Origin of the sequence: Catenulispora sp. EB89 (assembly GCF_041261445.1) — a bacterium.
Lineage (GTDB): Bacteria > Actinomycetota > Actinomycetes > Streptomycetales > Catenulisporaceae > Catenulispora.
Genome location: NZ_JBGCCU010000001.1, coordinates 544,446 through 568,444, shown reverse-complemented (window position 1 = coordinate 568,444; position 23,999 = coordinate 544,446). Strand labels below are relative to the sequence as shown.

Annotated in this window: 21 protein-coding genes; 14 read left to right on the top strand and 7 right to left on the bottom strand. The window is 70.0% G+C overall.

The genetic code is table 11. From position 1 onward, the window contains the following. Window positions 1–22: 22 nt before the first annotated feature. Complete coding sequence (locus ABH920_RS02655; protein WP_370346323.1) at window positions 23–2,251, bottom strand: (Fe-S)-binding protein; 2,229 nt, start codon at window positions 2,249–2,251, stop codon at window positions 23–25. Between the two features lie 219 nt (window positions 2,252–2,470). On the opposite strand from ABH920_RS02655, the gene ABH920_RS02650 reads away from it, so the two are divergent. The 3 genes from ABH920_RS02650 (at window position 2,471) to ABH920_RS02640 (ending at window position 5,300) form a co-directional block, all read left to right on the top strand. Continuing rightward, complete coding sequence (locus tag ABH920_RS02650) at window positions 2,471–3,373, top strand: MurR/RpiR family transcriptional regulator (protein WP_370346321.1); 903 nt, start codon at window positions 2,471–2,473, stop codon at window positions 3,371–3,373. A 107-nt stretch (window positions 3,374–3,480) separates the two neighbouring features. Further along, complete coding sequence (locus ABH920_RS02645; protein WP_370346319.1) at window positions 3,481–3,993, top strand: ArsR/SmtB family transcription factor; 513 nt, start codon at window positions 3,481–3,483, stop codon at window positions 3,991–3,993. After that, complete coding sequence (locus tag ABH920_RS02640) at window positions 3,993–5,300, top strand: MFS transporter (protein ID WP_370346317.1); 1,308 nt, start codon at window positions 3,993–3,995, stop codon at window positions 5,298–5,300. The genes ABH920_RS02645 and ABH920_RS02640 overlap by 1 nt, the downstream gene beginning before the upstream one ends. A 20-nt stretch (window positions 5,301–5,320) precedes the next feature. Here the strand turns inward: ABH920_RS02640 and ABH920_RS02635 are convergent, their stop codons facing one another. Further along, window positions 5,321–5,743 (bottom strand): hypothetical protein, encoded by a 423-nt coding sequence (locus ABH920_RS02635; RefSeq protein ID WP_370346315.1) that lies wholly within the window; start codon window positions 5,741–5,743, stop codon window positions 5,321–5,323. A gap of 154 nt (window positions 5,744–5,897) precedes the next feature. Between ABH920_RS02635 and ABH920_RS02630 the strand changes: the two genes are divergently transcribed. Next, the gene (locus ABH920_RS02630; RefSeq protein WP_370346313.1) at window positions 5,898–6,644 is read left to right on the top strand and encodes a hypothetical protein; all 747 of its coding nucleotides are present in this window, start codon (window positions 5,898–5,900) and stop codon (window positions 6,642–6,644) included. Between the two features lie 78 nt (window positions 6,645–6,722). Here the strand turns inward: ABH920_RS02630 and hutH are convergent, their stop codons facing one another. Continuing rightward, window positions 6,723–8,276 carry a histidine ammonia-lyase gene (hutH, locus tag ABH920_RS02625; protein ID WP_370346311.1) on the bottom strand — a complete coding sequence of 518 codons (1,554 nt, stop codon included), beginning with the start codon at window positions 8,274–8,276 and terminating at the stop codon, window positions 6,723–6,725. 90 nt (window positions 8,277–8,366) lie between these two features. Here hutH and hutU point away from each other — a divergent pair, with 90 nt between their 5' ends. The 4 genes from hutU (at window position 8,367) to hutI (ending at window position 14,008) form a co-directional block, all read left to right on the top strand. Further along, window positions 8,367–10,037, top strand: a complete 1,671-nt coding sequence (gene hutU / locus ABH920_RS02620) for a urocanate hydratase (RefSeq protein ID WP_370346309.1) — start codon at window positions 8,367–8,369, stop codon at window positions 10,035–10,037. A 65-nt stretch (window positions 10,038–10,102) separates the two neighbouring features. Next, on the top strand, window positions 10,103–11,296 hold the full coding sequence (locus ABH920_RS02615) for an allantoate amidohydrolase (RefSeq protein WP_370346721.1): 1,194 nt from the start codon (window positions 10,103–10,105) through the stop codon (window positions 11,294–11,296). Window positions 11,297–11,298: 2 nt separating this feature from the next. Next, a complete protein-coding gene (locus ABH920_RS02610) occupies window positions 11,299–12,687 on the top strand; it encodes a formimidoylglutamate deiminase (protein ID WP_370346719.1) in 1,389 nt (462 codons plus the stop codon). 169 nt (window positions 12,688–12,856) lie between these two features. Then, the gene (gene hutI / locus ABH920_RS02605) at window positions 12,857–14,008 is read left to right on the top strand and encodes an imidazolonepropionase (RefSeq protein WP_370346307.1); all 1,152 of its coding nucleotides are present in this window, start codon (window positions 12,857–12,859) and stop codon (window positions 14,006–14,008) included. Between the two features lie 90 nt (window positions 14,009–14,098). Here the strand turns inward: hutI and ABH920_RS02600 are convergent, their stop codons facing one another. Continuing rightward, entirely contained in the window at window positions 14,099–15,493 is a 1,395-nt protein-coding gene (locus ABH920_RS02600) for a cell wall-binding repeat-containing protein (RefSeq protein ID WP_370346305.1), read from the bottom strand. A gap of 328 nt (window positions 15,494–15,821) precedes the next feature. On the opposite strand from ABH920_RS02600, the gene ABH920_RS02595 reads away from it, so the two are divergent. The 3 genes from ABH920_RS02595 to ABH920_RS02585 all read left to right on the top strand — a co-directional run bounded on the left by ABH920_RS02595 (window position 15,822) and on the right by ABH920_RS02585 (window position 18,248). Further along, a complete protein-coding gene (locus ABH920_RS02595) occupies window positions 15,822–16,463 on the top strand; it encodes a hypothetical protein (protein WP_370346303.1) in 642 nt (213 codons plus the stop codon). 95 nt (window positions 16,464–16,558) lie between these two features. Continuing rightward, entirely contained in the window at window positions 16,559–17,119 is a 561-nt protein-coding gene (locus ABH920_RS02590) for a SigE family RNA polymerase sigma factor (RefSeq protein WP_370346301.1), read from the top strand. Further along, the gene (locus tag ABH920_RS02585; protein ID WP_370346299.1) at window positions 17,109–18,248 is read left to right on the top strand and encodes a hypothetical protein; all 1,140 of its coding nucleotides are present in this window, start codon (window positions 17,109–17,111) and stop codon (window positions 18,246–18,248) included. Before ABH920_RS02590 ends, ABH920_RS02585 begins: the two co-directional genes overlap by 11 nt. A gap of 117 nt (window positions 18,249–18,365) precedes the next feature. On the opposite strand, the gene serS is transcribed toward ABH920_RS02585, so the two are convergent. After that, the gene (gene serS, locus ABH920_RS02580) at window positions 18,366–19,643 is read right to left on the bottom strand and encodes a serine--tRNA ligase (protein ID WP_370346298.1); all 1,278 of its coding nucleotides are present in this window, start codon (window positions 19,641–19,643) and stop codon (window positions 18,366–18,368) included. 111 nt (window positions 19,644–19,754) lie between these two features. Between serS and ABH920_RS02575 the strand changes: the two genes are divergently transcribed. After that, window positions 19,755–20,075 (top strand): rhodanese-like domain-containing protein, encoded by a 321-nt coding sequence (locus ABH920_RS02575; RefSeq protein ID WP_370346717.1) that lies wholly within the window; start codon window positions 19,755–19,757, stop codon window positions 20,073–20,075. On the opposite strand, the gene ABH920_RS02570 is transcribed toward ABH920_RS02575, so the two are convergent. Beyond that, entirely contained in the window at window positions 20,041–20,742 is a 702-nt protein-coding gene (locus ABH920_RS02570) for a glycosyltransferase (RefSeq protein WP_370346296.1), read from the bottom strand. The two genes, ABH920_RS02575 and ABH920_RS02570, sit on opposite strands and share 35 nt — an antisense overlap. 30 nt (window positions 20,743–20,772) lie before the next feature. Here ABH920_RS02570 and ABH920_RS02565 point away from each other — a divergent pair, with 30 nt between their 5' ends. Both ABH920_RS02565 and ABH920_RS02560 read left to right on the top strand, forming a co-directional pair. Beyond that, the gene (locus ABH920_RS02565; RefSeq protein ID WP_370346294.1) at window positions 20,773–21,378 is read left to right on the top strand and encodes a TetR/AcrR family transcriptional regulator; all 606 of its coding nucleotides are present in this window, start codon (window positions 20,773–20,775) and stop codon (window positions 21,376–21,378) included. Window positions 21,379–21,559: 181 nt separating this feature from the next. Beyond that, the gene (locus tag ABH920_RS02560; RefSeq protein ID WP_370346292.1) at window positions 21,560–22,735 is read left to right on the top strand and encodes a hypothetical protein; all 1,176 of its coding nucleotides are present in this window, start codon (window positions 21,560–21,562) and stop codon (window positions 22,733–22,735) included. Between the two features lie 147 nt (window positions 22,736–22,882). Here ABH920_RS02560 and ABH920_RS02555 read toward each other — a convergent pair whose 3' ends face one another. Continuing rightward, window positions 22,883–23,866, bottom strand: coding sequence for a DUF5926 family protein (locus ABH920_RS02555; RefSeq protein ID WP_370346290.1), 984 nt, complete (start codon window positions 23,864–23,866; stop codon window positions 22,883–22,885). Window positions 23,867–23,999: the final 133 nt, after the last annotated feature.

Below are 23,999 nucleotides of genomic sequence, written 5' to 3'. Positions count from 1 at the left end.
ACCCTTTTACCGGCCGGTCATCTCAGGCGTTCGCAGGAGCCGGCACCGGCTTGACCGAAGTCAGCAGCAACTGCGCGACGTCGACCACTTCCATGGACTCCGGGACCTCACCCGCCTGCTTCCGGGCGGTGATCGAGTCGCCGAGCATCACCAGGCAGTACGGGCACGCCGTGGAGATGACGTCCGGGTTCGTCGACAGTGCCTCGTCGACGCGCTCGACGTTGATGCGCTTGCCAAGGCGCTCCTCCATCCACATCCGCGCGCCGCCGGCGCCGCAGCAGAAGCCCTTCTCCTTGCAGCGGTGCATCTCGGTGTTCTTCAGACCCGGGACCTTCGCGATGATCTCGCGCGGCGGGGTGTACACCTTGTTGTGACGGCCCAGGTAGCAGGGGTCGTGGTAGGTGATGTTCTGGTTGATCGGGGTCACCGGCGTCAGCTTGCCCTCGGACACCAGGGTGTCCAGCAGCTGCGTGTGGTGGATGACGTCGTATTCGCCGCCGAGCTGGGGGTACTCGTTCGCCAGCGAGTTGAAGCAGTGCGGGCAGGTCGCCACGATCTTGCGCTTCTCGCGCGGCGTGTCCTCGCCGAAGACCTCGTTCAGCATCTCCACGTTGCCCTGCCCCAGCATCTGGAACAGGAACTCGTTGCCCAGGCGGCGCGCCGGGTCGCCGGTGCAGGCCTCCATGCCGCCTAGGACGGCGAACTTCACGCCGGCGATGTGCAGCAGTTCGGCGAACGCCTTCGTGGTCTTCTTCGCGCGGTCCTCCAGGGAGCCGGCGCAGCCGACCCAGTAGAGGTACTCGACCTCGGAGATGTCCTCCAGCGTCTCGCCGAACACCGGCACCTCGAAGTCCAGCTCGGCGATCCACTCGGTGCGCTTCTTGGGCTGCATGCCCCAGGGGTTCTGCGCCTTCTCCAGGTTCTTCAGCATCGTCCCGGCCTCGGACGGGAACGAGGACTCGATCATCACCTGGTAGCGGCGCATGTCGACGATGTGGTCCACGTGCTCGATGTCCACCGGGCACTGCTCGACGCAGGCGCCGCAGGTGGTGCAGGACCACAGGATGTCGGGGTCGATGACGCCGTTGTCGTCGGCGGAGCCGATCAGCGGCCGCTCGGCCTCGGCGCGGACCATGTCCGGCAGCGAGAGCCACTTCTCCTCGGCCAGCTTCTCGTTGCCCTCCAGGTCCTTGCCGCCGCCGGCGAACAGGTAGGGCGCCTTGGCCGCGGAGTGGTCGCGCAGGGCCAGCATCAGCAGCTTCGGCGAGAGCGGCTTGTCGGTGTTCCAGGCCGGGCACTGGTCCTGGCAGCGGCCGCACTCGGTGCAGGTCGAGAAGTCCAGCAGGCCCTTCCAGGTGAAGTCCTCGACCGCGCCGACGCCGAACTTGGCGTCCTCGGCCGGGTCCTCGAAGTCGATCGGCACGCCGCCGGAGGCCATCGGGGACAGCGCGCCGAGCGCGGTGCCGCCGTCGGCCTTCTTCTTGAACCAGATGTTGGGGAACGCCAGGAAGCGGTGCCAGGCCACGCTCATCGTGGAGTTCAGGCCGATGGTGATGGCCCAGATCATCGAGATCACGATCTTGACCATCGCGACCGCGTAGATCCCGTTCTCCAGCGCGCCGCGCGACATGCCGTCGAAGGCGTGGATCAGCGGGTAGCTGACCGGGTAGTGCAGGCTGTAGGAGAGGTGGTGGCCCAGCGCGCCCTCGAAGCCGCGCAGCAGCATGATGCACAGGCCGATGGTGAGGATGACCCACTCGACGAAGTAGCCCTGCCACATCGTGGAGCCGAAGAACCGCGAGCGCTTGCCCTTGTCCTTGGAGCCGGCGCCCGAGGGGCGGTTGCGCAGCCGGACGCCCATCAGCCCGAGGATCGCCAGGATCATCACGAAGCTGATCACTTCGGTGACGAACTCGAACGGCCACCAGCGGCCGATCAGCGGGATCGCGAAGTCCGCGGAGAACAGCTGGCCGTAGGCGGTGACCAGGGTGAAGAACAGCAGGCCGAAGCCGACCATGACCACCCAGTGCATGGCGCCGATCCAGCGCTTGCCCTTGCGGGCCAGCCGAGTGTGGCCGAGGAACTCCCGGAAGAGGTTCCTGGTCCGCTCCAGCGGCTCGTTGGTGCGCGCACCGGGCGCGACCGACTGGCCGAGCTTCACGAACTGGTAGATGTAGACAGCGGTCCGGCCCAGCAGACCGAAGCCGATGACCGAGATCACCAGCGAGACGACGATGGCTGCGAGCTGCATAGCCTCGGTCTCCTCCTACGCGTGCGTATCGACGGACACATCCCGATCACCGTCCGTACGGAGGGTACGGTAGTCGAGGCCCCAGATTATCCTACTGACGAGTAACTTCTGGCGCGCCACAAGTGATGGTGGCAGCACCGACAGGGAGGAGGGAAGGCTGTGACGGCCCCTGAGCCTGTGACTCCTACTACATCGGTCGACAATGCTGCGCCCTCCGCTGTGACTCCCGCTACATCCGCGGTCGCGATGTCCGCCGCGCGGCCGGCCCCCTCGCTGCCACCTGCGGACGAGCTGCTGGCGCTGCTCGACGGACGGCGCCTGTCGCCGGCTCAGAGACGGATAGCGCACTACCTTCTGGAGAACCTTCCCGAGGTCGCTTTCCTGTCGAGCATGGAACTCGCCGAACGCGTCGGGGTGAGCCAGCCGTCGGTGACCAGGTTCGCGGCGGCGTTGGGCTTCTCGGGCTACCCGGAACTGCGCGCCGCGTTGCGTCCGATCGCACTCAGAGTCCCTGAGACGGGTATCCACAGCGAACGCATAGCGGGGAACGAACTGCACTCCGCCCTGGAGAGCGACCAGGCGAACCTGGAGGCGCTGCACAAGTACGCCGCCGATCCGTCCCGGCTGGCCCGGCTGGGCACCGACCTCGCCGCCTCGGAACCGCTCTCCGTGATCGGCCTGAGGATGTCCGCGCCTGTCGCGTCCTACTTCGCCTATGGAGCGGCACGCATTCACCCGGACGTCCGCGTGATCGACACCCCGGGTTCCCCGGCCCACGAGGCACTGCTGCGAGCGAAGTCCGCCGGCGGTACGTGGCTCGTGGCGTTTGTGTTGCCGCGCTATTCGGCGGAGTCCGTGGTCATGCTGCGCAGCGCTAGAGAGCTTGGACTCAAGACAGCTGTAGTGACGGACGTTCCGCTGGTGCCGTTCGCTCATTTGGCGGACGTGCTCCTGCCGGTCGGTGTCGGGTCCCGGTCCGTCTTCGACTCCCACGCGGCACCCATGGCGTTCGCCGCGCTGTTGCTCCAGTCCCTCGCAGACGCCGCTCCAGAGCGGACGCAGGAGCGGCTGGAAGCGTACGAAGCCCTCGCGGAGACCCGCGGGTTCTACGTCGACAAGTGACGTAGCCCGACAAACACCTCCATCGCACCCCCCCAACTCCAGCTTTCGCGCACCCAGTTGGTCAAGAACTCTTGACCAACGGTCAAGACTCCTTGACCATAGAGCTCGTGACCACCGAAGACGCCGACAGCGTCCACATCCAGACCGACGAGCAGCTGCGCGCGGTCGCCAGCCACACCCGGCACCGGATCCTGCGCGTCCTGCGCGACGGACCGGCGACCATCACGCAGATCGCCGAACGGCTGGGGATCGCCAAAGGCAGCTCCAACCACCACGTGAAGGTGCTGGCGAAGGCCGGCCTGGTCGCGGTCGTGGAGACACGCAAGGTCGGCGGCGTCACCGAGCAGTACTACGCGATGACCGGACGGCGCATCGAGCTGCCGGAGCCCGGAGCCGGACAGCCCGAGACGCTGATGCGGCACGCGTTGGCCGATGTCGAGGACGCACCGCCGAACGAGCAGAAGACCATCGCCCTGAACCACGCACGGCTCAGCCCGGAGGCGTGGGAGGAGTTCAACAAGCGCGTCCACGCGCTGATGGCGGAGCTCAAGGAGCTCTCGGACCCCACGCAGCCCGCCGCCGATCTGTTCATTGCGTTCTACCGACCGAAGGACGTCTGATGGCCGCCAAGCTTCCCGCGCGCTTCTACCGCATATGGACCGCCTCCGCGGTCTCCGCCCTCGGCGACGGCGTCTACTTCGCGGCCGTCCCGCTGCTCGCGTTGACCATGACGCACAGCCCGATCCTGCTCGGCGCGATGGAGGCGTGCTCGCTGCTGCCCTGGCTGTTCTTCGGCATGATCGGCGGAGCGCTGGTCGACCGGTGGGACCGGCGGCGGACGATGGTGATCGCCGACATGTGCCGGTTCCTGTTGCTGGTGTTCGTGACGGCGCTGATCGCGGCCGGTGCCGCGAACATTTACGTGCTGTTCGTCGTGGTGTTCCTGCTGGGGATCGGGCAGGTGTTCTTCGACACCGCGTCGATCGCCTTCCTGCCGGAGGTGCTGCCGCGGGACCTGGAGACGTTGCAGGTCGCCAACTCGCGCCTGCAGGGAGCCCAGCAGGCCCTCGGCGGTTTCGTCGGGCCGCCGACCGGGTCGTTGCTGTTCGCCCTGGGGCGGGCGGTGCCGATCCTCGGCGACGCCGTGTCGTTCCTGGTCAGCTCCCTGACGATCTGGTCGCTGCCCAAGTCGGCGCCGAAGCCGGCTCAGCCGCGGGGATCGCTGCTGCGCGAGGCGCGGGCGGGGGCGGCGTACCTGTTCGGGAACCGGTTGCTGGTGGGGATGGCCCTGCGGCCGGCGGTCGGGAACTTCGCGTTCATGGGAGCGAGCGCCGTGCTGGTGCTGTTCGTGAAGCAGACCCTGCATCTCGGGACCACGGCCTTCGGCCTCTACCTGACGGCGAACGCGATCGGGGCGCTGGTCGGGGCGTCGCTCGCGCCGCGGCTGGCGGGCAGGCTCGGCACCGGCGGGACGCTGACGCTGACCGCGTTCGTGGAGGCCGTGTCGCTGCTGGGGATCGGCCTCTCGCCGAACGCGTGGGTCGCGGGGGTCGGCGAGATGGTGCTCGGCGCCGCGATGGGCACCACGATGGCGCTGGGACCGGCCATCCGGCAGGCGATCGTGCCGGACCACCTTATGGGGCGGGTCGCGGCGACGGGACGGTTGATCAACTTCAGCGCCGGTCCGCTCGGCGCGGTGTGCGGCGGATGGCTGGCGGACGTCGCGGGGCTGCGGGCGCCGTTCATCGTCGGGGCCGGGGTCCTGGCCGCGATGGCCGTGGTCGCGGCGCGGATGACCAGCAACAAGCGGATCGAGGCGGCGCTGGCCGAGGCGGCCGAGCGACGGGAGCGGGAAGCCGCGGAGAACGCCTCCGCCGAGACGTCCCGCGCCGCGGGCGAACCGGCCACCGCTGTCGCAATGGCCTGATCACGACCCGCCGTACCGCCTCACACGTCGTACCAGCGAGCGGTCTGCCGCGCGATCCCCGCACAGGCCGCCGCCAGCGGTATCTCGAACAGCACCGCCAGGATCAGCGCCTGCACGAAGTCGCCGCCCCGGGAGAGCATCACGTCGAACCAGGCGTCCATGCCGAACAGCGTCGCGGCCACGGTCGCGGCGGTGCGGGCCCGGTGGTCGTGCCGGACCAGCAGGATGCCGAGGGTGGCCAGTGCCAGCGCCTCCATGGTGTCCAGGCCGATCCACACCGTCGACCAATGGCTCACCACGGCCTTGCCGTGCAGCGTGTTCGCCAGGAACACCATCCAGCCGACCAGCACGATCGCCGATCCGACGAACGCGATCGCCATCTTGTGGCGGGCCGCCTGGGACGCCATCAGGGTCCTCGTCCACACCGAGAATCTCAGCCGCATGGCCATCATGATCTACGGCGGACCGGGTACCGCGCCATGACGGCCGCCCCAGGCCGTGGGTGGTGCCAGCCCTACCCCGGACGGTCTGGCAACCAACACGTAGGGTGACACGTCCTCCTTGCACACAACGCTCTCAAGCCGGACGGGGAATTCGATGAGTGGGACAGCAAGGATCCGCACAACAGCCGTCGCCGCAGGATGCGCGATAGCACTGGGTTCGATGCTCGGCGCGTGTGGGAGCGGCAGCTCCACGAGCGCGCCGCCGAAGGGCGGCATCACCGGGACGACCGCCGCCCCCAGTACGCCGATCCCGAGTACGCCGATCGCGAGTACGCCGACCGAGACGACGACGGCACCGGGCGTCCTGGCCGGCACCCACACGCCGGCGAAACCGCCGAGCAGCCCTTCCACCCCGGCCGGAGGCCAGGCCTCGACACCGGCGCCGGTGGTGTCCGAGTTCCTGACCGCGGATCAGCTCCCTGCCGGGAAGACCTACGGCTGGACCCGGGAGTACATCACGCCGGTCCACGTCGAGGAACCGTTGGTAGCCACCTGCCCCGCTCTGGGAGGAACCGAGCTCAACACCGACGTCTGGGACGCGCTCTACCCGTCGTCGGACCACCAGAGTTCCGCCGAAGAAGTGGTCCACACCTACGCCTCGGCGTCCTACGCGGCATCACGCGTGGCAGCCTTCTTCCCCAAATGTGCCGGCATCACAGCGCAGACCAGCACCGGCTTCGCCTGGCGAAGCACCGGCTCTGAAGGCACCAGCCACACCCTCTACGCCCGATGGGACAACAAGGTCGCGACGCTCGTCATTCGGATGCACGAAGGCGACTACGACCCCTCACTCGACGCCAAGCTTCTGGCGACGATGACCCAGCGCCTCGAAAACTCGTAGACCACACAAAGCGGCGCGCGCCAACGGGATTGCAACCCACGGGCGCGCGCCGGTCTGGGGTGAGGCCGGCCGAAGGCCTCAGTTCAGCGCCCCCACGGCCGTCTCCACGGCCGCGACCACAGCGCCGGACTTCAGCGCATCCTCGGCGGCGCGCAGCTCCGGCGACAGGAAGCGGTCCGGGCCGGGGCCGCCGACGCCGGCGTCCCGCAGGGCGCGCACGGCCGCGCCGGTGCCGGCCGCGGGCTGCAACGGCGCCCGCAGTTCCAGCGCCCGCGCCGCGGTGACCAGCTCGACGGCCAGGATGCGCCGCAGGTTGTCGACGGCGGTGCGCAGCTTGCGCGCGGCGGACCAGCCCATGGAGACGTGGTCCTCCTGCATCGCCGAGGAGGGGATGGAGTCCACGGAGGCCGGGACCGCCAGCCGCTTGTTCTCACTGACCAGCGCGGCCTGCGTGTACTGCGCGATCATCAGGCCGCTGTCGACGCCCGGGTCGTCGGCGAGGAACGGCGGCAGGCCGTGCGAGCGCGCGACGTCGAGCATCCGGTCGGTGCGGCGTTCGGCGATGGAGCCGAGGTCGGCGGCGGCGATGGCGAGGAAGTCCAGGACCATGGCGACCGGGGCGCCGTGGAAGTTGCCGTTGGACTCCACGCGGCCGTCGGCCAGCAGCACCACCGGGTTGTCGACGATCGAGGCGAGCTCGCGCTCGGCGACGGTCGCGGCGTGCGCCATGGTGTCGCGGGTGGCGCCGGCGACCTGCGGGGCGCAGCGCAGCGAGTAGGCGTCCTGCACGCGGGTGCACTCGTTGGGCTCGCGGTGCGACTCCATGATCGCCGAGCCGTGCAGCACCTTCAGCAGGTTCGCCGCAGAGGCGGCCTGGCCCGGATGCGGTCGGATGGCGTGCAGTTCGGGGCGGAACACCTTGTCGGTGCCCAACAACGCCTCGACCGACATCGCCGCCGAGATGTCGGCGATCTTCACCAGCTCGGACAGGTCGCCCAGGGCCAGGATCAGCATGCCGAGCATGCCGTCGGTGCCGTTGATGAGGGCCAGGCCCTCCTTGGGTGCCAGTTCCAGCGGCTCGATGCCGGCCTCGGCCAGGGCCGGTGCGGCCTCGACCGCGGAAACCCCGTCCGCCCCGATGACTTCGCCCTCGCCCATCAGCACCAAAGCGACGTGCGACAGCGGCGCCAGGTCCCCGGAACAGCCCAGCGAGCCGAACTCGCGCACCGCCGGCGTGATCCCGGAGTTCAGCAGCGCGGCCATGGTCTCGGCGACCACGGGACGCACGCCGGTGTGGCCGGTGGCCAGCGTCTTGAGCCGCATCAGGGTGAGTGCGCGGATCACTTCGGGCTCGACCAGCGGGCCCATGCCGGCGGCGTGCGAACGGATCAGGGAGCGCTGCAGCTGCGCGCGCATCTCCGGATCGATGTGCCGGGTGGCCAACGCCCCGAAGCCAGTGGAGATGCCGTAGGCCGGGGTCGGGGCCGCGGCCAGCCGGTCCACCAGGGCCCGGCCCTCGGCCAGCGCTTTCAGCGCGGTCGCGGACAGCTCGACCCGGGCGCCCCCGCGGGCCACGGCGACCACCTCGCCGAATGTGAGGTCCCCGTCACCGATAACCACAGTCGCGCTCATCCGTCACCTGCTCCCTTGTGCGGTGTCGACTTCGTCTGAATGAATGAGATCATACGGTCGATCGCCCGCATGAATGAGAGGGGTCCAGGAATGACCGCGACCAGTGGTCCGCGCCCGGTCCGCGCCGCCCGAGGCACGAGCATCACCGCACAGGGCTGGCAGCAGGAAGCCGCCATGCGCATGTTGATGAACAACCTCGACCCGGAGGTCGCCGAGCACCCCGACGAGCTGGTCGTCTACGGCGGCACCGGCAAGGCGGCGCGCAACTGGGCGTCCTTCGACGCGATGGTGCGCACGCTCCAGACGCTGAAGAACGACGAGACCATGCTGGTGCAGTCCGGCAAGCCGGTCGGCGTCATGCAGACCCACGAGTGGGCGCCGCGCGTCCTGCTCGCGAACTCCAACCTGGTCGGCGACTGGGCGAACTGGGAGGAGTTCCGGCGCCTGGAGGCCCTGGGCCTCACCATGTACGGCCAGATGACCGCCGGTTCCTGGATCTACATCGGCACGCAGGGCATCCTGCAGGGCACCTACGAGACGTTCGCGGCGGTCGCCGCCAAGAAGTTCAACGACACCCTGGCCGGGACCATCACCCTGACCGCGGGTCTGGGCGGCATGGGCGGCGCGCAGCCGCTGGCCGTCACGATGAACGGCGGCGTGGCGATCTGTATCGACTGCGACGAGCGCTCGATCGACCGCCGCGTCGAACACCGCTACCTGGACGTGAAGGCGAACTCGCTGGACCACGCGCTCCAGCTCGCCACCGAGGCCCGCGACAAGCGCGAGCCGCTGTCGATCGGCGTGCTGGGCAACGCCGCCGAGCTGGTCCCGCAGCTGCTGGCGATGGACGCGCCGATCGACATCGTCACCGACCAGACCTCGGCGCACGACCCGCTGGCCTACCTGCCGCTCGGCGTGGACTTCCACGACATGAAGCAGTACGCGAAGGACAAGCCGGCCGAGTTCACGCAGCGCGCCCGCGAGTCGATGGCCAAGCACGTCGAGGCGATGGTCGGCTTCCAGGACAAGGGCACCGAGGTCTTCGACTACGGCAACTCGATCCGCGGCGAGGCGCAGCTGGCCGGGTACACCCGGGCCTTCGACTTCCCCGGCTTCGTCCCGGCCTACATCCGTCCGCTGTTCTGCGAGGGCAAGGGCCCGTTCCGCTGGGCCGCGCTCTCGGGCGAGGCGAGCGACATCGCCAAGACCGACAAGGCGATCCTGGAGCTGTTCCCGGAGAACGAGTCGCTGGCCCGCTGGATCAAGATGGCGGGCGAGCGCGTCCACTTCCAGGGCCTGCCGGCGCGCATCTGCTGGCTCGGCTACGGCGAGCGCGACCGGGCCGGCGAGCGGTTCAACGACATGGTCGCCGCCGGCGAGCTGGTCGCGCCGATCGTCATCGGCCGCGACCACCTGGACGCCGGTTCGGTGGCCTCGCCGTACCGGGAGACCGAGGCGATGGCCGACGGCTCCGACGCGATCGCGGACTGGCCGCTGCTGAACGCGATGGTGAACGTGGCCTCGGGCGCGTCGTGGGTGTCGATCCACCACGGCGGCGGCGTCGGCATGGGCCGCTCGATCCACGCCGGGCAGGTCACGGTCGCCGACGGCACGAAGCTGGCCGGCGAGAAGGTGCGCCGGGTGCTGACCAACGACCCGGGCATGGGGGTCATCCGGCACGTCGACGCCGGGTACGACCGCGCGGACGAGGTCGCCGCGGAGCGCGGAGTGCGCGTGCCGATGCGTGAGGGTGACGCGTAACAGTGTCCTTGCCAAACGCTATCCACAGGGCTGTGGATGAAGCGGAAGCGAGCCGCTACACCGACATGTGGCGCTCGCTTCTGCCCCTCGGCCTGAACTCCGACACCGGCGGCTACCGCCGTTTCGCTTGGAACACCGCGGATCTGGCCTGCCGTGAATGGTTCCGCTCCGAGGCCGCCGCGCGCGGCTTGGAGGTGGAGACCGACCGCAACGGCAACCTGTGGGCGTGGTGGGGGCCGAAGGGCCCCGGCGCCGTCGTCACCGGGTCGCATCTGGACTCGGTGCCGGACGGCGGCGCGTTCGACGGGCCGCTGGGCGTCGTGTCGTCGTTCGCGGCGGTCGACGTGCTGCGGGCCCGCGGCTTCGCGCCGGCCAAGCCGTTCGCAGTGGCCTGTTTCTCCGACGAGGAGGGGGCGCGGTTCGGCATCGCCTGCGCCGGATCCCGGCTGATGACCGGCGCGCTGTCCGCTGAGAAGGCGCGCGGCCTGTGCGACCTGAACGGCACGACGATGGCTGCCGCGATGGAGCAGGCGGGACAGGATCCTGCGACGCTCGGCCGCGACGACGAGCGCCTGGACGGCATCGCCGCGTACGTCGAGCTGCACGTCGAGCAGGGCAAGGCGCTGGCGTTCACCGAGTCGCCGGTCGCGGTGGCCTCGGCGATCTGGCCGCACAGCCGCTGGCGTTTCGAGTTCGCCGGCGAGGCGAACCACGCCGGCACCACCCGGTTGGAGGACCGGCGCGACCCGATGCTCACTTATGCGAACGCCGTGCTGGCGGCCCGCAAGAAGGCCAAGCTCGGCGGCGCGGTGGCGACGTTCGGGCGACTGGTGGTCGAGCCCAACGGCACGAACGCCATCCCTTCGCGGGTCCGCGCCTGGCTGGACGTCCGGGCCCCGGGCGATGAGATCCTGGCGGCCGTGACCGAGGAGATCATCAAGGCCGCGGACGAGCGAGCCGGCCGCGACGGCACCGTCCTGAGCACCGAACGGGAGTCCCACACTCCGATCGTCGAATTCGACGACGTTTTGCGGAACCGTCTGGCGGGCAGTCTTCGTCAAACGTTCGGCGCCGTTCCCGTGCTGCCGACTGGCGCGGGGCACGACGCCGGGATCCTGGCGGCGGCCGTACCGACCGCGATGCTGTACGTCCGCAACCCGACCGGCGTGTCCCACGCGCCCGGCGAGCACGCGGACGACCGCGACTGCCTGGCCGGGGTGACCGCACTCGCCGACGTGTTGCAGGAGCTGTGCCAGTGACTTTGCCCGAGAAGCCGCAGACCCCGACCGGTTCACCCACCCCGTCCACCACGTCGTTCTGGTGCGAGCTGGCCTGGATCGGCGGCGAGATCAAGAGCAAGGTCCTCATCGAGGTGGCGCAGGGGCGCATCTCCTCGGTCACCTGCGGGGTGAAACCCCGCCCGGACAACGCCGAGAAGCTGTCCGGCCTGACCGTCCCGGGCCTGGCGAACGTGCACTCACACGCCTTCCACCGCGCGCTGCGCGGCCGCACCCAGGTCGAGTCCGGCACGTTCTGGACCTGGCGCGAGCGCATGTACGAGGCCGCCGCGCACCTGGACCCGGACTCCTACCGGGAGCTGGCCACGGCGGTCTTCGCCGAGATGGCCCTGGCCGGCATCACCGCGGTCGGCGAGTTCCACTACCTGCACCACTCGCCCAAGGGCGGCCTGTATCACGACCCGAACGCCATGGGCCACGCCATGGCCGAGGCCGCCGAGGCGGCGGGGATCCGCATCACGCTGCTGGACACCTGCTACCTGTCCGGCGGCTTCGACACCGAGCTGAACGAGGTCCAGCGGCGCTTCTCCGACGGCGACGCCGCACGCTGGGCCGACCGGGTCGAGGCCCTGCGCAAGGCGTACGCGGGCTCTGACACGGTACGGATCGGCGCGGCGGTGCACAGCGTGCGCGCGGTCCCGGTGGACCAGCTCTCACCGGTGGTGGCCTTCGCGGCGGAGAACGAGATGCCGCTGCACGTCCACCTGTCCGAGCAGCGCGCGGAGAACGACGCCTGCCTGGTCCGCCACCACAAGACGCCGACGGAACTCCTGCACGCCCACGGCGCCCTCGGCCCCCGCACCACGGCGGTACACGCCACGCACCTGTCGCAGATGGACATCGACCTGCTGGGCACCTCCGGCACGGCGGTCTGCATGTGCCCCACGACCGAACGCGACCTCGCGGACGGCATCGGCCCGGCGCACGCCTGCCACCTGGCGGGCTCCCCGGTGAACCTGGGCTCGGACTCCCACGCGGTCATCGACCTCTTCGAAGAGGCCCGCGCGGTGGAACTCGACGAGCGCCTGCGCACCGAACGCCGAGGCCACTGGCTCGCCGCGGAACTACTCCAAGCGGCGACGGCGGCAGGCCACGCCTCGCTCGGCTGGCCGTCATCAGGACGCCTGGAAGCCGGGGCGCTGGCGGACTTCACGACGATCGCCCTGGACACAGTGCGCCTGGCAGGAGTCCAGCCGGCACACGCCGCCGAATCGGTGGTCTTCGCGGCGACAGCGGCGGACGTCCGGCATGTCGTGGTCGGCGGCCGCTTCACGGTGCGCGATCATCAGCACGCGCTGGTGGACGACGTGCCGGGGCGGCTGAAGCGCTCGATCGGGGCGATTTTCAAGTAGGGGCGGCGGCACCGGCTCGATGGCTGGGCGGGTCGCGCGGCCCGGCCGAGCGCCGGACCTGCGGCGGTCGGCCGTCAGTGGCCGAAAGGCGGCTGGCTGCAGGCGGCTGTCAGTGGCCTTCGCGATACTCATAAAAGGGGCGAATCCCCCATAACACAATGGAAGCACCGTGACCACCACCCTCCTCACCAACATCGCCGAACTCACCACCCACGCCGCCCCCGGCACCCTCACCGGCGCGGCCCTCGTCGTCGCCGACGGCCGTGTCGCCTGGACCGGCCCGGCGGCGCAGGCGCCCGATGCCGACGAGCGCGTGGATCTCGGCGGGCGCGCGGTGATCCCCGGTTTCGTCGACAGCCACGCGCATCTCGTCTTCGCCGGAGATCGGTCGCAGGAGTTCGCCGCGCGGATGACCGGGACGCCCTACAGTGCCGGCGGCATCCGGACCACCGTCGCCGCCACCCGTGCCGCGTCCGACGAGGACCTGCGCGCCAACCTGAAGCGCCTCACCGGCGAGATGCTGCGGCAGGGCACGACCACCGTCGAGTGCAAGTCCGGCTACGGCCTCACCGTCGAGGACGAGGCACGGGCCCTGCGCCTCGCGCGCGAGCAGGTCGAAGCGGTCACGTACCTCGGTGCGCACGTGGTCCCCGCCGAGTACAAGGACCGGCCCGAGGAGTACGTCGACCTCGTCAAGGGCCCGATGCTCGACGCCTGCGCGCCCTACGCCGACTACGCCGACGTCTTCTGCGAGCGCGGCGCCTTCGACGCGGAGCAGACCCGCGAGATCCTGACCGCCGCCAAAGCCAAGGGCCTGGACCTGCGCCTGCACGCCAACCAGCTCGGCAACGGGCCCGGCGTGCAACTCGCCGTCGAGTTCGGCGCGGCCTCCGCCGACCACTGCACGTTCCTGGACGACAAGGACATCGCGGCGCTCGCGGGATCGCAGACTGTCGCGACGCTGCTGCCCGGCGTGGAGTTCTCGACGCGCTCGCCCTACCCGGACGCCCGGCGCCTGCTGGAAGCCGGCGCGACCGTCGCCATCGCCACTGACTGCAACCCAGGGTCCTGCTACACCAACTCGATGCCGTTCTGCATCGCGGTGGCGGTGCGCGACATGCACATGTCGCCCGCCGAGGCGCTGTGGGCCGCGACCGTCGGCGGCGCCAAGGCCCTGCGCCGTGAGGACGTCGGCCATCTCGGCGTCGGCGCCCGCGCGGACTTCGCCGTGCTGGACGCCCCGAGCCACCTTCACCTCGCCTACCGGCCGGGCGTCCCGCTTGTCCACAGGGTGTGGAAAAACGGGACGCCCGTCAGCTGACGCCTCACGCCAAGCGTCTAGCGCTTAGCGTCTAGCAACTAGCCACTGGAAACACCGGCCATCACGGACCGACGAACACAGCAGAAAACCTCACGGGTTGTACTGCCCCGTGTGAGCAGCATCGGTGATCTGCGTGTACACGTTGTCCGTGATCGCCTTCGGCCCGCCGAACACGTCGACATAAGCCACCCCGGGCTGCTTGCCCATCGCGTCGAAGTACCCGCCGATCGCGTCGGGCAGGCTGTTCGGGTCCGTCAGCAGCAGCGGCTGCTGCACGTTCGCCACGTACGCCGCGCCGGTCAGCGCGTCCGCGAACGTCGCGCCGCTGGCCACGCCGACCAGGTAGGTCTGCGGGAACTCGCCGAACACCTTCGCCGAGGTCTCGTACCGGTTCGCGCCGTACAGCTCGCTGTGGCACTGCCCGCCGGCCAGCGCGCTCAGCGCGTGCACCGCCGCGCCGCCGACGGCGGTGACCGCGTTGCAGTTCGAGGTGCCCAGCTTGCTCTTGACGTACGCCGAAGTGGTCGGGTCGAAGAAGTTCGAGCCGTCGGTCAGGATGATCGCGGCCGGCTGCGGCTCCTGCCCGGCGACCGAGGTGGCCCGGGGACCGGCGGCCAGCGGGCCGGCCGACAGCGCGTCCGGGAAGTCCTTGCCGGTGGCCACGACCACGTTCGCCGGGTCGCCGAGGCCGAACTTCGCGACCTGCAGCGCGGTGTCGAAGCGGGTCTGGCCGGCGAAGCGCTGGACCTTGTAGCCCTCGTTGATCAGCCGCTGGTCGACCGACGCCGGGACCGCGGCGTAGCCGCCGAGGATGAAGACGGTGCGACCCTTGGGCACCACGCGGTTGATCTCGTCGTTCGCCGGACCGTAGAGCCCGGCGTTCGGCGGCGTCAGCAGCAGCGGACCGCGCTTGTAGAACGCCAGCGGCCCGCCGGCGAGAGCGTCCGGGAACGTGCCGGAGGTCGCGATGACCGCGGTCTCGGCCTGGCCCCAGCTGCTCTTCGGGTCCACCGCGAGCCATTGCTTCTGCGAGATCTTCACCGCGGTGTCCAGCCGGTCCGCGCCGGCGATCCGGGTGACCTGCGCCTGCCCGGCGGCACCCCCCACCAGCAGGTGGGCGCTTTCCAGAGCCGGGGAGTAGCCCGGCCACTGGAGCGTCAGGGTCACGCGGTAGTCGCCGGGGTTCTGGTAGGTGTGCGCGACGTCGACGTCGGTCGACAACGACGCCTGCTGGCCGTCGCCGAAGTCCAGGACGGCCTTGCAGCCGTCGGCCGGGTCGATGGTGTTGCCGGCGACCCGGATCATGATGTTCGCGGGCGCCACCGCGGCCGGCGGATTGAAGCTGATCGGGGCCTGCTTCTCCAACCCCGAGGCGCAGGTCCCGGAGTCGGTCGCGGCATGCGCCGGCGCGACGGCCAGCGCCGAGGCGGCCGCCCCCGAGACCAGCGCGACGGCGGTGAGCAAGCTGGATGTTCTGCGTTTCATTGGCGAGAAGCCCCCTAGTACCCGTGGGACGGTGACGTCAGGAGCTTCGCCTAGTTCGCGTCCGTCATCAAAGCTCAGACTACGTATAGACAGTCGATAAAACGCTGTGGGTAAATGTGCCGGGGGGACATGCTTTGAAGACGATTATCAACCGGGACTTCACGCGGCTCTGGTACGGCCAGGCGGTCTCAAAAGTCGGCGACTACGTCTTCAATACGACGCTGGTCCTGTGGATCGCGACGAAACTGGGGAGCGGGAAGAGCTGGGCACCGGTCGCGGTGTCCGGCGTGCTGTTGTCAGAGCGGCGTCCTTCCTTGCGATCAGGCCGGTGCCGATACCGGACAACACCAGACACACCACCGCCAAGGCCGGATCCGGGTTCTGGGCCGAGTTCAAAGCCGGGCTCGTCTTCTTCGCCACCCGGAACCTGCACGCCGCACCCAAGCTCTACGGCCTGCTCGGCATGGCACTCGGCGCCGGGGCCATCGTCGGGGCCCTGCTCGCCACCCGAGTGGTGCTGCGGATCGGCATGGTGAACGCGGTGTGGGCGACGGTCGGAACGGCCGGCCTGCTGATCGTGGCCTACTCCCGGCAGACCTCGATATGGGCCGCGATCCTGGTCATCTTCCTGGCCTCGCTCCCGATCGCGATGGTCAACACCGCCATCGAACCGCTGCTCGTCCAGGTCACCCCGCGGGCCATGCTGGGCCGGGTGATCTCCGTGATCACGCCGGTCATGAGCGCCGTCCAGCTCAGCTCGACCATCCTGTTCGGCTGGCTGATCAGCACCGTCATGCTGCACTTCCACGCCGACGTCGGCGGACTCCACCTGGGCCCGATCGACACCATCTTCAGCGTCACCGGCCTGTTGTTCGTCGCCGCCGCGGTCTACGCCTACCTCATGCTGCCGCGCGACGGCGTGGTGGCCGCGGCGGAATCGCCGGACGAGGCGGAGCCTGCGGCCGTCTGAGAACCCGCCTGAGAGTCCTTTGCAACCATCTCGGCGCGTCAGCACTCTGAAGCGGCTGTCATGAACGACAGCACACCACAGAGGGCGGGGATCAGGTGCTGGGCAAGCTCAATCAAGAAGAGCTCGCGGACTTCACCGAGTTCGCCCGGGCGCGACAGCGGCACCTGATGCGGACGGCGTTCCTGCTGAGCGGGAACGGCCAGGCCGCGCAGGACCTGACCCAGACGGCGCTGCTGGAGCTGTGCCGGGCCTGGCGCCGGGTGCGGCGGGTCGACGACGTCGACGCGTACGCGCACCGCGTCCTCATCAACGCCTACCGGACCGCGGCCCGCAAAGCGGACCGGGAGCGGAAAGCGTTGTGGCACAAGGCCTGGGAGTCCGGCATCGCCGACGGCGGCGCCGCCCCGGACCAGACCGTCGGCACGCGCCTGTCGCTGCTCGCGGCGCTGGACCGGCTGCCGCCGAAGGCGCGGGCCGTGGTCGTGCTGCGGTACTGGGAGGACCTGAGCGTGGAGGCGACGGCCGCCGCGCTCGGGTGCTCGACCGGCACCGTCAAGAGCCAGTCGTCGCGGGCCCTGGCCAGGCTGCGCACGCTGCTCGGCGACGGGTTCGCCACCTCCGATTCCGAGCTCTGGGAGAACTCCTATGGGAACTGAACACCCCGACACCGAAGGGATGCACCGGCTGTTCGGCGACGCGTTGGACGACGTCGACCTGACCGGCGACGTCGTCCCCGCGGTCCTGACCGGCTACCGGCGCAGGGTCAAGACGCGGCGCTACCAGAGCGCCGGCGTGGCGCTGGCGGTACTGGCGACGGCCGGGGCCGCGGTCAGCACACTGCCACGCGGCGACGACGCCGTGAAGGTGACCCCCGCGACGGCTCCGGCGAACCAGAACACGAACTACTGCGGGCACCGCCAGTGGGCCGACGTGAGCCCGCTCAGCCCCACCACGACCCGCCCACTGGCCGCGGACCCGAGGGTCGCGGCCGACCAGGCGAACTGCGAGGCTTTCCAGACGGCCGTGCGGGCCGTGTTCCCCGCCGCCCGGATCGTGCCGGTGTTCACCGCCGACCTCGGCCTCGACCCGCGCGTCGACCAGGCCCTGCTGAAGAAGGTCGACGCGGACGAGTACACCGATGCCGACCAGTGGTCCGCCGACATCGCGAAACACTTCGGGTCCGAGCTGAAGTACCTGGCCGTCCATCCCGAGGATCCGGCCAACGTCTACATGCCCGACGCCTACGAGCTCGTCACGGCCGCCGGCCGGGAGCTCGTCGACGCCGGCATCGTGGCCCCCCTGGCGGTCGGCCATCCCGAGCCGATCATGGGGTTGATCGATTCCCACGACTGCGCGAACGTCCCCAACGCCCTGGCCGGAAAGTCCCATTGCACGCCCGTCGGAGCCGGCGGCGGCTGGCACGGAGCGCTGTGGAACGTTCCGGCCGACGGCCCGTTCCCTCCGAGGCTGACGGGCGTCATGGTCGACAGCCGAGGGAGGAACGTCGGGTTCTGGGGCGGCGGATACGACTACCAGGCCTGGTATCACGACGGGACGTATGACAAGGGGACCGGATGGCCCCTCCCCGGCGACACCTGGATCAACCGCTGGACGGGTCAGACGTTCCACGGCAACAACCCGCCGGTCGTGCACGCCCTGACCGAGGCCCAGTGGAAGCAGCTCCTCGACTCGCCAGCGTTCCAGACGTTCGCCGACGGCTACCTCGCCTACGTCGACAAGCAATCGCCCAAGGACCCGGCGTCGAGCTCGACCCACAGTCACTGACCAAGCGGGCGCTGACACAAAGCGGCTGCCAATCGAATCCAAGTCGATTGGCAGCCGCTGTCGCATTCTGTCAGCCGGAGCCGGGCGAAGCCCGTCCCCGACCGCTCAACCTCAACCTCAACCCGCGACCAGCTCCAGCGTCTCGCGCCCGCCGAGGTACGGCCGCAGCGCCGCCGGGACCGTCACCGAACCGTCCGCGTTCTGGTGGTTCTCCAGGATCGCGACGATCATCCGGGTCATGGCGCACAGCGTGCCGTTCAGCGTGGCCAGCGGCCGTACACCGTCCGCGCCGCGCATCCGGATCTGCAGGCGGCGGGCCTGGAACTCGGTGCAGTTCGAGGTCGAGGTGACCTCGCGGTACTTGCCCTGGGTCGGGATCCAGGCCTCGCAGTCGTACTTGCGGGCCGCCGAGCTGCCCAGGTCGCCGGCCGCGACGTCGATCACCCGGAACGGGATCTCCAGCGCGGTGATGAACTCCTTCTCCCAGCCCAGCAGGCGCAGGTGCTCTTCCTCGGCGTCCTCGGGCAGGACGTAGGAGAACATCTCGACCTTCTCGAACTGGTGCACCCGGATGATGCCGCGGGTGTCCTTGCCGTAGCTGCCGGCCTCGCGGCGGTAGCAGGACGAGTAGCCGGCGTAGCGCAGCGGCAGCTTGCCGGCGTCCAGGATCTCGTCCATGTGGTAGGCCGCCAGCGGCACCTCCGAGGTGCCGACCAGGTACATGTCGTCCTCGGTGAGGTGGTAGACGTTCTCCGCGGCCTGGCCGAGGAAGCCGGTGCCGGCCATCGCCTCCGGCTTGACCAGCGACGGGGTGATCATCGGGGTGAAGCCGTACTTGGTCGCCTGGGCCATCGCCATGTTCAGCAGCGCGATCTCCAGCAGCGCGCCGACGCCGGTCAGGTAGTACTGCCGCGCGCCGCCGACCTTGACGCCGCGCTCCAGGTCGATGGCGCCGAGCAGCTTGCCGAGCTCGACGTGGTCGCGCGGTTCGAAGCCCTCGGCCGCGAAGTCGCGCGGGGTGCCGACGGTCTCGCGCAGGACGAAGTCGTCCTCGCCGCCCTCGGGCACGCCGTCGATGACCACGTTGGACAGCGACAGCTGCAGGCCGCGCAGGACGCCGTCGGCCTCGTGCTGGTCGGCCTCGGCCGCCTTCACGTCGTCGGCGAGCTTCTTGGCCTGCTCCAGGAGCGCGGCCTTCTCCTCGCCCGCGGCCTTGGGGATCTGCTTGCCGAGCAGTTTCTGCTCGTTGCGCAGGGTGTCGAAGCGGGAGACAGCCGCGCGGCGCGCCTCGTCCGCGGACAGCAGCGCGTCGACGAGGGTCGGATCTTCACCTCGGGCGCGCTGCGAGGCGCGGACACGCTCCGGGTCTGTGCGCAGGAGTCGCAGGTCAATCATGGACCCAGGCTAGCCGGTCCGGGTGGCCCCGCCGTAATGCTTTGATGGATGTCCCAAGCCAGAACGAGCAATCCCGAGCCATACCGGCTGCGGACCGAGGAGTACACCATGCTGGCCACGACCGACGTGAACTCGCTGCCCGAGGGCGGCCTGCTGCTCGACGTCCGCGAGGACGACGAGTGGGCGGCCGGACACGCGCCGACCGCGAAGCACATCCCGATGTCGGAGTTCGTGGCGCGCAAGGAGGAGCTCGGCGCGCCCGAGGGTCCGGTTTATGTGATCTGCCGCGCCGGCGGCCGTTCGGCGCAGGTGGCGCAGTACCTCGCCGAGAACGGCGTGGAGGCGGTCAACGTGACCGGCGGCATGCAGGCGTGGGAGGCCGCCGGCAAGGCGGTCGTCACGGACTCCGGAGCGGCAGGGACCGTGATCTGAGGGCCAGCAGCACGTCGCGGTACTGGCGGGCCCGGTGGATCTGGGACCGCCAGTCCTCGCCGGTGACCCGGTGCCGCAGGTCCGCGGGGACCTCGGCGACCTGGAAGCCGGCGCGGAGCAGGTCGATGGTCAGGCCCACCTCGACGCCGAAACGGGACGCGTAGCGGACCGCTCCGGCGGCCTCGCGCGTCAGGCAGCGCTGCCCGGACAGCGGCGCGGCGGCCTCGAAGCCGGTCAGCCTTTTGATTCCCTCGCGCGCCAGGCCGACCACGAGGCCGTGGCCGCCGCCGGGCTGCGGCGGCGGGAGCGCGATCGCCATGCCGCAGGTCCCGGACCGGACGGCTTCGACCAGCGGGCCCGCGTTGGCCGCGGAGTCCTCGAGGTCTGCGTCCAGGAAGAGGACGTAGCGGGCCCGGTCGGGAAGCGCTGCGACGCCGGCGGCCATCGCCGCGCCCTTGCCCAGGTTGGTGCGGTTCGTCAGCACCCGGGCACCGGCGCGGCGCGCCCGGCGGGTCGTGGCGTCCCGGGACCCGTCGTCCATGACCAGGACGGTTCCCAGCGTGGCGGCGGCGTGCACCGTGGCGGCGATCCGCTCTTCCTCGTTCCATGCCGGGATGATGACGAAGACGTCACTCGATGTGACCTCTGTGACAGGTTCCGCCTCCATGCCCCGAGCCTAGAGGTAGCGTGACGGGCAATGGACCGCAGCCGACACAGTGACGACAAGATCCTGGACGCCGCCCAGAGCGCACTGCTGGACCTGGGACTGCGCAACACCACACTGGCCGAGGTGGCCCGGCGGGCCGGGGCGTCCCGGATGACCTTGTACCGGCGCTATCCGGACATCGACGCGCTGCTGACCGAGGTGCTCGGGCGGCAGCTGATCAGGGTGGTGCGGCGCAACGCCGGCCTGCAGGAGGCGGCCGGCGGCGACCGGTGCGCGCGCGATCTGCTGGTCACCGGGACCGTCGAGGTGGTGCGGGCCTTCCACGGCGATCTGCTGATGCACAAGATCCTGGAGTCCGACGCCGAGTTCCTGCTGCCGTATCTGACCCGCGATTTCGGCCCGCTCCAGCACTACGCGCTGGACCTGCTGTCGGTGCGGCTGGAACAAGGGCACGAGGACGGGTCGATCCGGCCCGGGTCGGTGGCGTTGCAGGCGCGGACGGTGCTGCTGACGGCGCAGTCGTTCGTGGTGTCGGCGCGAGCGGCGGTGCCGGTGCCGATGGACCGGCTTCTGGAAGAGCTCAGCGAGATGCTTGACGCCTATCTGCGACCGGGCCTCAGCGATTCCGCTGGGTAATAGGCGCAGAGCTCACGGTACCTAGACGCCCGGGCGCTGGCGACGGGGGATGCACCAGCGACCGGGCTGGAAGCACAGTACCCACGCCGATGGTTCGACGCAAAACAAGAATGTTCGAGACGCGAATCGGTGAAGGGCGAAATGCCGGATCCGCCGCTGTTCGTGCGATTTCATGTCCGGCATGGCACTTTCACGCACGGTCCCGCCGCGCGCCCTGGCCCTCGTCTCGGCCGCCGCCGTGGGCGGGACGGCGCTGGTCGGCGGGGGTCTGGCGGCCCACGCGGCGACCGCTCAGAGCGTCTCGCGGACCGCCTCTGTCGCGACTGCGACCGCTGCCGCTGCCGGCACGCACGCGGCGGCGAGCACGTTGATCACGGTGACCGTGGACAGCGTTCCGGCACTGTCGGTCAACGCGTTCCAGGGCTCGTACGCGACCAGCACCGTCGCGCAGAACGGCGGCGACGACTCCGCCGACGGCACGCAGGACCCCACAGGGGTGCTCGACCGGATCACGCTGGACCAGCCGGCACAGTCCAAGTCGCACTCCGATCCGGCGAAGAACTGGGCCGACACACAGCCCGCCGTGGAGTACACGCTGCATGGGAAGAAGCTCTATGCGATCTCCTCAGTAGAGACCCATGCCGAGTGCGTGCCGTCGTCATCACAGGGGGCGAACACGTATGTCCACACGGCTCCGGATTCGGTGACCGTGCTCGGTACGAAGGTCGGGACCGGAAAGACCACGGTGCCGGTGACCGGAGCTCAGCTCGGGGTCACGAGTGTGGATCACGGAAGCCTTGAGGTTACCTACGCCACTACCGCTATGCAGGGGCAACAGACGGATGCGACCTCTGCGCACGCGCACCTGGACCTGAGTATCAGTGGGGTCTTCTACGACAGCGCAGGCAAGCAGCTCTATAGCGGACCTCTGCAGAAGCTTCGCCTCGGCGATGTGCAGGTGGCGTGTCAGAGCTCGGGGACGGTGACGACACCGATGCCGACCCCGACACCCACCACAGGATCGTCCGCGCCGGGCAGCTCTCCGGTAAACGTCGGCGATCCGCAGACGCCGGGTCCTGCGGCACCCTCAACGATGCGGGACGCCCGGAACCCGGCGGCTTATGTCACGCCCTCACACTCGGCACGTCATGGCAAGCATTCGAAGGGCGGTGCTAAGGGCGAACCCGGTCCTGCCGCTCCGGAGAACGGCCCTGCGCTTCCCGCCGCGAACGTCGCCAAGGCAACGGCTTCGGACGGCGGCGACGGGTCGCTCTGGTGGGCGCTGCTGTCGGTGCTCGGGCTCGGCGGCGGGGCGGGGTTGTATGTCGCGACGCGGAGACGTGGGCGGCACCAGTAGTGCGTAGTGCGCTGCGCGCAGCGCGCAGCGCGTACGACAACGGAGAAGCGCGAGAGTCCTGAGGGCTCCCGCGCTTCTGCGCTCTATAGCGTTTGCCGCGCTATAGGGGACGCTTCCTGTAGCGCCCGCCTATAGCGAATGCGGCCCTTAGCGCAGTGTCACCTGGCGGCTCACCAGACCGGCCCGCGCACGACGCTCCTCGTTCGTCAGCGGGCTGTCGTCGGCGAGCGCCTTGGCCAGCCGCTCGGCGAACTCGGCGGCCGGCTTCTCGATCTCCGCGGCCTCCATCTCCTTGGGGAGGTCCCACACCGGGACGACCAGGCCGCAGGCCCGGAAGGCGCCGACGTAGCGGGTGTTCTCGCCGAGGTTGGACTGCTTGGCCGCGTGCAGGCGCGCCAGCGCGTCCATCAGCTTCTCCTCCTCGTACGGCATCACCCAGCGGAGGTGGCCCTTCTCGCGGATGCGCGTCCAGTACGCCGAGGGGACGGACTCCAGCTTCTTGGTCGGGTACGCGGCGGCGTTGGCGTGCTCCAGCGAGAGCTGCGCCTCGGCCGACACGTCCGCGCCCTCGATGATCCAGAAGGAGAAGTCCTCGTGGACGGTGATGTCCAGGCCGTCCCCGCTGGTGTCCAGCAGGTCCTTCAGGCGCGGCCCCTCGGCCGCCGGCGCCGCGGAGTCCACGACGGTGCCCGGCTCGCTGTCCAGGGCGCGCAGCAGGGCGTCGGCCAGGTCGCGGTCCGGGTCGCCGGAGGTGGCCAGCGTCTGGAGGGCCAGCATGATCTCGCCGGTGTCCCGGTGCACCGCCGGAGCGGCCATCGGCAGCACGGTGGCGAGGGTGACGGTGCGGCCGGCGTGCTCGCCGGCCAGCTTCAGCGGCGCGGTGGCGGCCGGGACCAGCTCGCGCATGGCCACGATGTCGGTCTCGCCGGGCAGGCCCTCGAACGGCCGCTTGTTGACCGTCGCCTCGCCGGCCTGCTGGTGCGCAGCGGCGGCCGCTTCGCGTCCGTGACAGGCCTTGTACCGGCGGCCGGAACCGCAGGGGCACGCCTCGCGGGCCCCGACGACGGGGATCTCGCCGTCCACGACCTTGACCGGCCCGGCTTTCACGGTCCTGCTCGACTTCTTGCCCATGCGTGCCGGCCCTTCCTTGCTGGGGTGATTGCTTCCGGGTCAGCCTAGTAGGCCCGGAGGGTGAGACGAGCCCACACGGCGAGTGACACCCTGCTACTGTCTGGTCATGCGCTCTTTCCCACAACAGTGGTGG